The organism is Xanthomonas sp. A1809 (genome assembly GCF_017746015.1).
Lineage (GTDB): Bacteria > Pseudomonadota > Gammaproteobacteria > Xanthomonadales > Xanthomonadaceae > Xanthomonas > Xanthomonas euvesicatoria.
This window is the reverse complement of the sequence record NZ_JAGHWZ010000010.1, coordinates 227,534-239,604: the sequence shown is the minus strand read 5'-3', so window position 1 is coordinate 239,604 and position 12,071 is coordinate 227,534. Positions and strand designations below refer to the sequence as shown.

At 66.7% G+C, this 12,071-nt stretch carries 8 protein-coding genes and 1 pseudogene; all 9 read right to left on the bottom strand.

Translation table 11 applies throughout. From position 1 onward, the window contains the following. Positions 1-78 precede the first annotated feature (78 nt). Positions 79-798 (bottom strand): annotated as a pseudogene (locus tag J7396_RS15385) (cell division protein FtsQ/DivIB); the annotation flags it as partial. Positions 799-904: 106 nt separating this feature from the next. After that, the gene (locus tag J7396_RS15380) at positions 905-1,861 is read right to left on the bottom strand and encodes a D-alanine--D-alanine ligase (RefSeq protein ID WP_029818682.1); all 957 of its coding nucleotides are present in this window, start codon (positions 1,859-1,861) and stop codon (positions 905-907) included. After that, a complete protein-coding gene (gene murC, locus J7396_RS15375; protein ID WP_011346425.1) occupies positions 1,858-3,291 on the bottom strand; it encodes a UDP-N-acetylmuramate--L-alanine ligase in 1,434 nt (477 codons plus the stop codon). The genes J7396_RS15380 and murC overlap by 4 nt, the downstream gene beginning before the upstream one ends. Then, a complete protein-coding gene (gene murG / locus J7396_RS15370) occupies positions 3,288-4,583 on the bottom strand; it encodes an undecaprenyldiphospho-muramoylpentapeptide beta-N-acetylglucosaminyltransferase (RefSeq protein WP_057681855.1) in 1,296 nt (431 codons plus the stop codon). The genes murC and murG overlap by 4 nt, the downstream gene beginning before the upstream one ends. After that, a complete protein-coding gene (gene ftsW, locus J7396_RS15365; protein ID WP_122273266.1) occupies positions 4,580-5,956 on the bottom strand; it encodes a putative lipid II flippase FtsW in 1,377 nt (458 codons plus the stop codon). The genes murG and ftsW overlap by 4 nt, the downstream gene beginning before the upstream one ends. Next, on the bottom strand, positions 5,956-7,041 hold the full coding sequence (mraY, locus tag J7396_RS15360) for a phospho-N-acetylmuramoyl-pentapeptide-transferase (protein ID WP_003485285.1): 1,086 nt from the start codon (positions 7,039-7,041) through the stop codon (positions 5,956-5,958). Before mraY ends, ftsW begins: the two co-directional genes overlap by 1 nt. Further along, positions 7,031-8,542, bottom strand: coding sequence for a UDP-N-acetylmuramoyl-tripeptide--D-alanyl-D-alanine ligase (gene murF, locus J7396_RS15355; RefSeq protein WP_008571986.1), 1,512 nt, complete (start codon positions 8,540-8,542; stop codon positions 7,031-7,033). Before murF ends, mraY begins: the two co-directional genes overlap by 11 nt. Further along, a complete protein-coding gene (locus J7396_RS15350; protein ID WP_209261728.1) occupies positions 8,539-10,014 on the bottom strand; it encodes a UDP-N-acetylmuramoyl-L-alanyl-D-glutamate--2,6-diaminopimelate ligase in 1,476 nt (491 codons plus the stop codon). The genes murF and J7396_RS15350 overlap by 4 nt, the downstream gene beginning before the upstream one ends. Before the next feature lie 8 nt (positions 10,015-10,022). Continuing rightward, positions 10,023-11,891 carry a penicillin-binding protein 2 gene (locus J7396_RS15345; RefSeq protein ID WP_008571988.1) on the bottom strand — a complete coding sequence of 623 codons (1,869 nt, stop codon included), beginning with the start codon at positions 11,889-11,891 and terminating at the stop codon, positions 10,023-10,025. Positions 11,892-12,071 lie beyond the last annotated feature (180 nt).

Genomic DNA, 12,071 nt, shown 5'->3' with positions numbered 1-12,071 from the left:
GGATACGGGATTGGGAAAACGCGGAAATGCCTGGGCGACGGGAGGTGCGGAAGGTGCTGCGCGATGCCGGGGCTGCGCTTTTTCCAATCCCGAATCCCCACTCTCCAATCGCTGCCGTTCGACGGTAAATCCGTTGGTGTAGCGCAGGTCGGCGCGGGCGATCGGGCGCTGTGGATCGGACAGCTGCGGCAGCACGCGGGCGAAGCGCTGCAGCCGTGCGCGTGCATCGTCGCGGCCGACCACGATCTGCACGCCATTGCTCAGCCCCAGCGACCAGCTGCCGCGCGCGTCCATTTCAAGACGCTCCACATCCAGCCCGGTCGGTGCGAACAGGGCGCGCGATTCGTTGTACAGCGCCACCACGTCCTGGGTCTTGCTGTCCGGCCCACCGAGCTGCGGCAACTTGAAATCCTTCAACAGCGGCGGGGTGCGAAACAGCCGGCCCTGCTCGGACAGCATGCGGTCGGTACCCCAGCGCGCGAACGGCTTGTGCTCGGTCACGTGCACTTCCAGCACATCCGGCCAGCGCTTGCGCACCTGCGCACTTTCCACCCACGGCAACCGCGCAATGGCGTCCTGTGCCTGCTGCAGTTTCACCGCGAAAAAGCCGGCACGCGCATACGGCAACACCACCGCACGCAACTCTTCGGCCGGCACCCGCTTGAAGTCGCCGGACACGCGCAACTTCGCCAATGGCCAGCGCTCGGCACCGACCCAGCCATTGAGCACGGCCACCACCGGCAGCGCGACCAACGCCAGCGCGAGCAACCAGGCCAGGATGCGCAGGGTGGCGTTCATGCGCGCGCTCCGCGCGCGGGAATTGGGAATCGGGAATAGGGAATCGCAAAGGCAACAGCGCATCCGCTGTTACCCATTCCCGATTCCCGATTCACGATTCCCGGCTTCACAGCGTCTGCTCCAGCACGCGCCAGACCAGTTCTTCGAAATCGATGTCGAGCTGGCGGGCGGCCTTGGGCACCAGCGAATGGCTGGTCATGCCGGGAGCGGTGTTCACTTCGAGCAGATACAGCTGGCCGCTGCTGCCATCGCGCATCACGTCCACGCGACCCCAGCCACGGCAGCCGGCAGCGCGGAAGGCGTCCAGCGCGAGTTGGCGAATCTGCGTTTCGGCCTCGCCTTCCAGGCCAGGGCACAGGTACTGGGTGTCCTCGGCGATGTACTTGGCGTTGTAGTCGTACCACTGGCCCTTGGGCACGATGCGGATGGACGGCAACGCGGTGTCGCCGAGCACGGCCACGGTGAGTTCGTCGCCTTCGATCAATTGCTCCATCAACAGCGCACCGTCGTAGCGCGCCGCCAGAGTCACTGCTTCTTCGAGCTGCGCCTGGTCGAACACGCGGCTGACGCCGACGCTGGATCCTTCGTTTGCCGGCTTGACGATGACCGGCAACCCGATCTGCTGTGCAGCGGCATGGATTGCCTCTGCGCTGGCGCCAGCAGCCAACCGCGCGTAGCGCGGCGTCGACAGGCCCAGCGACAGCCACACCTGTTTGGTACGGATCTTGTCCATGCTCAGCGCCGAGCCCAGCACGTCCGAGCCGGTATAGGGCACGCCGAAGGCTTCCATCAGGCCTTGCACGATGCCGTCTTCGCCGCCGCCGTTATGTCCGTGCAGCACGTTGAACACGCGATCGAACTGCTGCGCGACCAATGCCTTGGCCAACGCCGGAATGCCATCCACCGGCTGCGCATCGACGCCGCGCGCGCGCAGCGCTTCCAGCACGTTGCTGCCGGAATTCAACGACACCTCGCGCTCGGACGAGGTGCCGCCGAGCAGTACGGCGACGCGTCCAAAGGCTGCCGGATCGCTGGTGCGAACGTTGCCGACCAACGCGCTCATGCCTGCTCTCCGACAAACCCGTTGCTGATGATGTGCTGGGCCACGTAACCGATATCGCCGGCGCCCATCATCAACAGCAGGTCGCCGTCCTGCAGGACGTCCGGCAACACTTCGGCAAGCCCGGCGATCTGGCCGACGACCACCGGCTCGCTGCGGCCGCGCGCACGGATGGCGCGTGCCAATGCACGCGAATCGGCGCCCGGGATCGGCGCTTCGCCGGCCGGGTAGACCTCGCTCAGCACCAATGCGTCGACCGTGCTGAGTACCGCGGCAAAGGCGTCGAACTGGTCGCGGGTGCGGCTATAGCGGTGCGGCTGGAAGGCGACGACCAGACGCTTGTCCGGCCAGCCGCCACGCGCGGCGGCGAACACCGCTTCGAGTTCGCGCGGGTGATGGCCGTAATCGTCGACCACGCGCACACGTGCGCCGCTGCTGGTGGTGACTTCGCCCAGATCGTTGAACCGACGGCCGATGCCGGCAAAATTTTCCAGCGCGCGCGCAATGGTGTCCGGCGCCACGCCGAGCTGCCAGCCGATTGCGGCAGCCGCCAGCGCATTGAGCACGTTGTGACGACCTGGCAGTGCGAGCGTCACCGGCGTGGTGGTGCCTTCGGGCAGGCGCAGCGTAAAGCGCATCCGTGGCCCGTCCTGCACGACATCTTCGGCGCGCACGTCGGCGTTTTCGCTCATGCCGTAGCTCATTACGTGGCGCGGCGTCTTGCCGGCCAGTGCAGCCACTTCCGGGTCGTCGATGCACAGCAACGCCAGGCCGTAGAACGGCAGGCGCTGCAGGAATTCGGCGAATGCGGCCTGTACGCGGGCAAAATCGTTGCCGTAGTTTTCCAGGTGATCCGCATCGATGTTGGTGATCACCGCCATCAACGGATTCAGGCGCAGGAAGCTGCCATCGCTCTCGTCGGCCTCGGCGACCAGCCATTGGCCGCCACCGAGCTTTGCGTTGGCACCGGCAGCCAGCAGCTGGCCACCGATGACGAACGTCGGGTCTAACCCGCCTTCGCTCAACACTGCAGCCGCCAGGCTGGTGGTGGTGGTCTTGCCATGCGTGCCGGCCACCGCAATGCCGCGACGGAAACGCATCAGCTCGGCCAGCATCGCCGCGCGCGGCATGATCGGAATGCGCTGGCTGCGCGCTTCCATCAACTCGGGGTTGTCTTCGCGGATGGCGCTGGACACCACCACGCAATCGGTGCCCAGCACGTTGGCCGCCGAATGGCCGCGCATCACGCGCGCACCCAGCTTGGCCAGCCGGCGCGTGGCCGCGTTGTCGGCGTTGTCCGAGCCGGACACTTCATAGCCCAGCGTCAGCATCACCTCGGCAATGCCGCTCATGCCGGTACCGCCGATGCCGACGAAATGCACGCGCGGGAACGCCCGCACCAAATCGCCACTGTCTTGCAGACGGCGGATCACGGGGCACCTCCTGCGGAGGCGCCGGGATTGGGGAGTCGGGATTGGGGATTGGTGGCGATCAACTGCGCCGAACGGTCGCCATTTACGGATGTCTGCATGCTGCCCTGTTTGTGCGTTTGCTTGTTGCGAATCCCCAATCCCGCTCGCTCTTGGACAGCCGGAGGCTGGCCATCTCCACTCCCGGCCTCTTGAAGAATGATGTCGGCGATGCGCTCGGCGGCGTCCGGCTTGGCCAGGGTGCGTGCGGCGTTGGCCATCGAGAGGCGACGAGTCGGGTCGGCGAGCAACGTCTGCAACACCTGCTGCAAGCGCACTGCCAGGCTGTCGTCCTGCTTGAGCAGCACGGCGGCGTCGGCGCCGACCAGGTATTCGGCATTGCGGGTTTGATGGTCGTCCACGGCGGCGGCGAACGGCACCAGCACGCTGCCGACACCGGCGGCGCATAGTTCGGCCAGGGTGGATGCGCCAGCGCGGCACACCACCAGATCGGCCCAGGCATAGGCCGCGGCCATGTCGGCGATGAAGGGTTCGACGCTGGCGTTGACGCCTGCCTGCAGGTAGGCCGCTTCGGCTTCGGCGCGCAGCTTCTCGCCGCACTGATGGCGCAACTCGACCTCCGGGTGACCCAGTGCAGCCAGCGCTGTCGGCACCGCCTGGTTCAACACACGCGCGCCCTGGCTGCCGCCCAGCACCAGCACGCGTACCGGGCCGGTGCGGCCCACCAAGCGATCGGCCGGCGCCGGCAATGCAGCGATTTCTGCACGCACCGGGTTGCCTACCGCTTCTTCGCCAGCAAAGCTGCCCGGAAACCCGGTCAGCACGCGGCGCGCGAAACGCGACAACACCTTGTTGGTCATGCCGGGGGCGCGATTCTGTTCGTGCACCAGCAATGGCGCACCGAGCAGGCGCGCAGCCAGGCCGCCCGGGCCGGCCGCAAAGCCGCCAAAGCTAATCACCGCACGCGGACGGCGCTTGCGCAGCACGAAGCCGGCAGCGCGCACCGCGCGCATCACCCGCACCGGCGCACCGAGCAGCTTCACCACGCCCTTGCCGCGCAAGCCGCTGATGGCCAGCGTATCGATAGGAATATCGTGCTGTGGCACCAGGCGGGTTTCCATGGCGTCATCGGCGCCCAGCCAGGTCACCGGCACGCCGCGCGCGCGCAGCACCTTGGCCACGGCCAGGCCGGGGAAGATGTGCCCGCCGGTGCCGCCAGCCAGAATCATGACCGGCCGCATCATCGCAGACGACGGTGCGGGCATTTTTTGCGCGGCATGGGCAGAAACGCTCACGCAATCCTCCCGAAGGTCGGTTCCACACGCGGTTGCATGCGGCTGGTGCCGCGCAGGATGGCCGACGCCGGCGCTACGTAGGCGGCGGCAACCGGGGGAGCGGCCGGCGTGGGCGTAGCGCCAGTGTCGCGCTGCGGCTTGTGCGCAGGCGCGTACGCCGGCGGCACCGAATCGACCACCGGCTCGGCCGGCTCAGCTGGCGAGGTGGCCGCGCCCTGCGGAGACAACTTGCTGCGCAGGCGCTCGGCGCGATCGGCTTCGTAGGACACCCGCAGCAGCACACCCATCGCAAGACAGGTCATCAGCACCGATGAGCCGCCCGACGAAATCAGCGGCAGGGTCAGCCCCTTGGTCGGCAGGATGCCCAGGTTGACGCCGATCGACACGAAGCTCTGCATCGCGATCCACAGGCCGATGCCGAAGGCGATATAGCCGGAGAAATGCCGCTTCATCTCCACGCAGCGCATGCCCAGCCAGAAGGCGCGACCGACCAGCAGCGCGTAGAGCCCGATCACGCCGCACACGCCCACAAAGCCCAGCTCCTCGGCGATCACCGAGAAGATGAAGTCGGTATGCGATTCGGGTAGGTAGTTGAGCTTCTGCACCGAAGCGCCCAGGCCCACGCCGGTCCACTGGCCGCGGCCGATGGCCATCAGGGCGTTGGACAGCTGGTAACCGGAGCCCAGCTGATCCACCCACGGGTCCATGAAGGAGGTCACGCGTCGCATGCGGTACGGCTCGAAGATCACCAATGCCACCAGGGCCGGCAGCAGCAGCAGGATCGGCAGGATGATGCGCCCGATCGGCGCACCACCCAGCACGAGCATGCAGGCGGTCACGCTCAGCAGCAGCATCGAGGAGCCGAAGTCCGGCTGCAGCAGCAACAGGCCGACCAAGAAGCCGACCACAAATACCGGTTTGAGCATCGCCTGCCAGGTCGCGTTGACCTCGTCGCGGAACCGCACCAGATAGCTCGCAAGCCAGATGATGTAGAACACCTTCACCGATTCGACCACCTGGAATCGCGACACGCCCAGGTTGATCCAGCGCTTGGCGCCATTGACGGTGCTGCCCAGACCAGGCACGAACACCACCACGAGCAGCACAAAGCAGGCCAGCAACAGCATCTGGTTGTGCTGTTCGATGGTCTTGAGCTCGGTGCGCATCGCCCAGAATGCCAGCGCGATGCCACCACCCAGGAACAGCAGGTGGCGGGTCAGGTAATAGAACGGGCTGGCTTCCAGTTCGATCGAGCTGGACGCCACCATCACCACGCCCAGCGAGGCGAGCGTGACTGCCGCCCCGAGCAGCCACGGGTCGTAGCGGCCGCCGATGGCGTCCAGTCGTGTGGCCTGGCGGGACATGTCGTTCATCAGCGCACCTTCAACGTGGCAAGGCCGATCAGCACCAGCACCACCGAAATGATCCAGAAGCGCACGATCACGCGCGGCTCCGGCCAACCCTTGAGCTCGAAATGGTGGTGGATCGGCGCCATGCGGAACACGCGCTTGCCGGTCAGCTTGAAGCTGGCCACCTGGATCATCACCGACAGCGTTTCGATCACGAACACGCCGCCCATGATCACCAGCACCATCTCCTGACGCACGATCACCGCGATGGTGCCGAGCACCGCGCCCAGCGACAGCGCGCCGATGTCGCCCATGAACACCATCGCCGGGTAGGTGTTGAACCACAGAAAGCCCAGCCCTGCCCCGGCGATCGCCGAGCAGATGATGATCAGCTCGCCAGCACCGGGAATCAGCGGGATTTTCAGGTATTCGGCAAACACCACGTTGCCCGAGGCATACGCGAACACGCCCAGCGCGCAGGCCACCAGCACGGTCGGCATGATGGCCAGACCATCCAGGCCGTCGGTGAGGTTCACTGCATTGGAGAAGCCCACGATCCAGAAGTAGGCGATCACCACGAAGCTCACGCCGGCCAGCGGCAGCGCGATCGACTTGAACATCGGGATGTAGAAGGTGATCGCCGCCGGTACGTCGGCGGTGTAGTACAGGAACAAGCCAGCGGCCAGACCGAAGATCGACTGCAGCAGATACTTCCAGCGCGACTTCAGGCCATTGGGATCGCGTTTGACGATCTTGATCCAGTCGTCGTACCAGCCGATCGCACCGAAGCAGATCATCACTGCCAGCACCAACCACACGTAGCGGTTGCGCAGGTCGCCCCACAGCAGCACCGACAAGGTGACGGTGAGCAGGATCAGCGAACCGCCCATGGTCGGCGTGCCGGCCTTGGAAAAATGCGTTTGCGGGCCGTCCTGGCGGATCGGCTGGCCGCCCTTGAACTGGGCGAGCTTGCGGATCACCGCCGGGCCCATCCACAACGACAGGAACAGCGCGGTCAGCGCAGCCAGGATGCCGCGGAAGGTCAGATAGTTGAACAGCCCGAACAGGCTCTCCAGTTGCTGCAGCCAACGGGCCAACTCAAGCAGCATGGGATGCGTCCTCCGCCGATGCGAGCAGCGCGGTGACGACGCGGTCCATCGCGCTACCGCGCGAGCCCTTGATCAGGATCGTGATGGAGGCGACGCCCGGAAGCGCGTTGGTGGATGGCGATTGCTGTTGGTGAATCACTGCATGTTCCTGCGTATTTCCTGATCCGTGCTGCGGCACTTGCTGTTGCTGGCTGGTGGCATCGACCAGATCCGCCTGCAAGGCGTCGATCAACTCGGCGTGCGTGGCGAACACACGCCCGCCCTCGCCGAACGCGTGCGCGGCAGCGGCGCTCAGTTCGCCCAGCGCATACAGCCGCTGCAGCTTGGCCGCGCGTGCGCGACGCCCCGCGGCGGCATGCAGTGCCACGCCTTCGGCGCCGAGTTCGCGCATGTCGCCCAGCACCAGCCAGCCTTCGCCCGGTGCGGCGGCCAAGGCATCGATGGCCGCATCCAGCGAGCCCGGGTTGGCGTTGTAGCTGTCGTCGATCAGGACCGCGCCATTGGGCAAGGTCTGCGCGATCTGCCGGCCGGCTACCGCGCGCGCCTGCGCCAGACCGTCGGCGATCACCGGCAAGGCGATGCCGGCACCGAGTGCAAGCCCGGTTGCCGCCAGTGCGTTGAGCACGTTGTGGCGGCCTGGCAGCGGCAGCGCAATCGGCGCCTCGCCCTGCGGCGTGACCAGGGTGAACTGCGCGCCGCCGGTGTGCAGACGCAGTTGACGCGCAGTGATCTCGGCACTGGCCTGCAAGCCATAGCGCAACACGCGACGTCCCTGCACCGGCTGGCTCTGCAACTGCTGTTCGAACCACATGCCGAACGCGTCGTCGGCATTGATCACCGCCACGCCATCGGCGGGCAGCGCGGCGTAGATGGCGCCCTTGGTCCGTGCGACGCCAAGCAAGCTGCCCAGACGTTCCAGATGGGCGGGCGCGATGTTGTTGACCAACGCCACATGCGGCTGCGCAATCTCGGTGAGATAGGCAATATCACCCGGCTTGCCGGCGCCCATTTCGTAGATCGCAAAGTCCGCATCGTCGGGCGCGGCGATCACCGCCAGCGGCAAACCGATCTCGTTGTTGCGGTTGCCCGGCGTGGCGTACACGGTGGTGCCATCCACGCGCCCGGCTTCCTGCAGGATCGACAGCAGCAGCGCCTTGACGCTGGTCTTGCCGTTGGAGCCAGTCAGCGCAAGCACACGCGTGGCGCGGTCGCGCTGCATGCCGGCGGCGATGCGCGCCAACGCCAGCTCGGTGTTGTCCACCACCACCTGCGGCACGCTCAGCGCCGGCAGCAGGCGATCGACCAGCACACCGCTGGCACCGCGCGCGACCGCCTCGGTGGCGAAATCGTGCCCATCGAAGCGTTCGCCGCGCAGCGCCACATACAGGCTGCCGTCGGCAAGCGTGCGGGTGTCGTTACCGACCGCATCGATCATGGTGTCGTCGCCGTGCAGCTCGCCGCCCGCCCAATGTGCGATCAACGACAGTGGCGTGAGCTTCATGGGCGCACTCCCAGCACGGTGCGCGGCAGCAGCGCCTGCGCCGCCACGAGGGCGTCGTCGAAGGCGTGCCGCACACCGGCAATTTCTTGATACGGCTCGTGGCCCTTGCCGGCGATCAACACGATGTCCGATGGGCTGGCCATGCCGATGGCCTGATGGATCGCAGCGGCGCGGTCGCGCTGCACGATGGCGGCATCCGGTCGCGCGAAGCCGCGCAGGATATCGGCCACGATCGCATCGCCGTCTTCGCCACGCGGGTTGTCGTCGGTCACGATCGCCACGTCGGCCTTGAGCTCGGCAATCGCCGCCATCTGCGGGCGCTTGCCGGTGTCGCGTTCGCCACCGCAGCCGAATACGCAGATCAGGCGGTCCTGCGCATGCGAACGCAGGCTGCTCAATGCCTGTTCCAGCGCATCGGGCGTGTGTGCGTAATCGACCACCACCAACGGTGCGCCATGTGCGCCGCCGAGGCGGTTCATGCGGCCATGGATGGGCTGCAACTGGCCGAGCACACTGGCGATCTGCGCAGGCGCAAACTCCATCGCCCACAACGCGCCGGCCACGGCCAGCAGGTTGTCCACGTTGAAACGGCCCAGCAGCGGCGAATGCACCGGATGCACTTGGCCCTGGACATTCAACGCAAAGTTGATGCCGTTGTGGTCCAGCTGCAGTGCCTGCGCGCTCACGCGGGCGTCGGCATGCGCGCGCGAGCTCACACCGATCGCGCGCAGCGCGGGATCAAGCGCAGCGAACAGCGTGCGGCCGAAGCCATCGTCCAGGTTCACCACGGCCGCTTTCAACCCTGCGCGGGTGAACAGCTTGGCCTTCGCCGCGCCGTATTGCGCCATGTCGCCGTGGTAATCGAGATGGTCGCGGGTGAGATTGGTGAACACTGCCACGTCGAAATGCACCGCATCCACGCGGCCCTGATCGAGCGCGTGCGAGCTGACTTCCATTGCCACGGCCTGCGCACCCTCATCGCGCAACTGCGCCAACAGGGCGTGCGTGGGCAGCACCAGCGGGGTGGTGAAACCGGTCGGCACGGCCGCGCCATACAGACCGACGCCCAGCGTGCCGAGCGTGCCGGTGGGCGTACCAAGCAGCGTCAAGGCCTGCGCCAGCAGCTGCACGGTGGAGGTCTTGCCGTTGGTACCGGTGACGCCGACCATGCGCATCGCCTGCGATGGCCGGCCATGAAATTGATCGGCCATCACGCCAAGGCGCGTGCGCAAACCGGGCACGGCAATCGCATCGGCCGGGACCGGCAGACCGTCGGGAGCCGGCGGCTCGAACAACACCGCCGCCGCGCCATTGGCGCGCGCCTGTTCGACAAAGCCCAGACCATGCGCACCGAAACCGGCGATCGCCACGAATGCATCGCCCGGGCGCACGGCGCGGCTATCCATCACCAACCCGGACACCTGCACGTCGTGCGTCAATGCCACATCCGGCAGCAACTGCGAAAGCGCCATGGAGCGGCTCACTGGCGGCTCTCCTGCAACGGCGCGGGCTGTGCTGGCGCGGCAGCCGGCGCAGGCGCCAGTGCGGTCGGAATGCCGGCAGAGACTTCATCCACCGGGTCCGGCACCAGGGCCGGATCCGGATCGGCCGATTGCGGCTTGACCACCGGCTGGCCGGTCTTGCCGGCCGCCTGTGCGGCCAGCCACGACTGGATATCGTCCGGCGGCACGTCCATCAAGCGCAGCGCGCCTTCCATCACGCGATGGAAGACCGGCGCCGATACCAGACCACCGTAATACACCTTGCCTTGCGGATCGTTGATCACGATGACGGTGGCAAAGCGCGGGCGCGTGGCCGGCACCAGGCCGGCGAACAGGGCGTTGTAATGCCCGCGCTCGTAGCCGTTGGCGCCATTCTTGCGCGCCGTGCCGGTCTTGCCGGCCACGTGGTAGCCCAGAATCGCCGCGCCCTTGGCGCCGCCCTGGGTCACCACGGTCTCCATCATGTCGATGACCTGGCGCGCCACTTCCGGCGTGATCACCTGACGGGTTTCGTTGTGCTGGCCACGCACGAAGGTCGGCGGAGTGAGCTTGCCGCCGTTGCCCAGCGTGGCGTACGCCTGGGCAATCTGCAGCGGCGTCACCGACAGGCCGTAACCGTAGGACATCGTGGTCTTGGACGGGCCGCTCCAGCGCGCCGGCTGCAGCACCACGCCGGCCGATTCGCCGGGGAACCCGCTATGCGGCGCGCTGCCGTAACCGAAGTTGCGGATCGACTGGTAGAAGGTCTGGTCGGGCACCTTGGCCGCGATCTTGGCCGCGCCGATGTTCGAACTGCGGGTGATCACGCCGGTGACGTTGAGCACACCGTTGTTGCGCGGCACATCGCGAATGGTGAAACGCCCCACCGACATGTAGCCGGGGTTGGTATCGATGACGGTGTCCTTGGTCACCACGCCGGCCGTCAGCGCGGTGGCCACGGTCAGCGGCTTCATCGTCGAACCCGGCTCGACCAGATCGGTGACCGCACGGTTGCGGCGCGCCGACGGATTGATGCCGGTGACCGAATTGGGGTTGTAGGTCGGCAGGTTGACCATCGCCAGCACTTCGCCGGTGGCCACGTCCATCACCACCATCGAACCGCCGGCCGCGTTGTTTTCGACCAGGGCGTTGCGCAGCTCCTTGTAGGCCAGGAACTGGATGCGGCGGTCGATGCTCAGCGTCAGATCCTTGCCCGGTTGCGCCGGACGCACCAGGTCCACGCTTTCCACGATGGCGCCGCGCGCATCGCGCACCACTTTCTTGGAACCGGGCTTGCCGCGCAGCCATTCGTCGAATGCCAGCTCCAGGCCTTCCTGGCCGCGGTCGTCGATGTTGGTGAAGCCCAGCACATGGGCCATCGCCTCGCCTTGCGGATAGAAGCGGCGGAACTCGCGCTGCGAGAACACGCCAGGAATCTTCAGGTCGACAATCGCATGCGCCTTGTCCGGATTGATCCGGCGCTGCAGGTACATGAATTCCTTGCCGGCCTTCTGTGCCAGCTTGGCGTTCAACTCGTCCAGCGGCTGCCCGAGCGCTTTTGCCAGCTCGGGAATGCGGTCCGGGTTGCGCAGCAGTTCCTGCGGATTGACCCAGATCGATTCCACCGGCGTGGACACCGCCAGCGGCTCGCCGTTGCGGTCGGTGATCATGCCGCGCGAGGTGGCGATGGGCAGTTCGCGCAGGTAACGCGCTTCGCCCTGACGCTGGTAAAAATCGCGATTGACCAGTTGCACGTAGGCCGCGCGGCCGATCAGCGTCACCGAGCACAGGCCAAGCGCGATACCGACCAGGGTCAGGCGACCACGGAGGTTGAAATTGCTACGGGGGCGGTTGCGGCCGGTTTTCATGGCGCACCTCCGTGTGCGCCACCCTGCGGGCAGCTGCGCTGTGCAAAACGGCTGTCCTGCCGTTTTGTCATGGCGGCACCTGCATAAGCGCCACCCTGCGGGCAGCTGCGCTGTGCAAAACGGCTGTCCTGCCGTTTTGTCATGGCGGCACCTGCATAAGCGCAACCCTGCGGGCAGCTG

Excerpts from the sequence above, each read along its gene's own strand:
- J7396_RS15380 (WP_029818682.1), bottom strand. The coding sequence starts at position 1,861 with ATGAGCGCGTTGGTCGGCAACGTTCGCACCAGCGATCCGGCAGCCTTT.
- ftsW (WP_122273266.1), bottom strand. The coding sequence starts at position 5,956 with ATGAACGACATGTCCCGCCAGGCCACACGACTGGACGCCATCGGCGGC.
- mraY (WP_003485285.1), bottom strand. The coding sequence starts at position 7,041 with ATGCTGCTTGAGTTGGCCCGTTGGCTGCAGCAACTGGAGAGCCTGTTC.
- murF (WP_008571986.1), bottom strand. The coding sequence starts at position 8,542 with ATGAAGCTCACGCCACTGTCGTTGATCGCACATTGGGCGGGCGGCGAG.
- J7396_RS15350 (WP_209261728.1), bottom strand. The coding sequence starts at position 10,014 with ATGGCGCTTTCGCAGTTGCTGCCGGATGTGGCATTGACGCACGACGTG.
- J7396_RS15345 (WP_008571988.1), bottom strand. The coding sequence starts at position 11,891 with ATGAAAACCGGCCGCAACCGCCCCCGTAGCAATTTCAACCTCCGTGGT.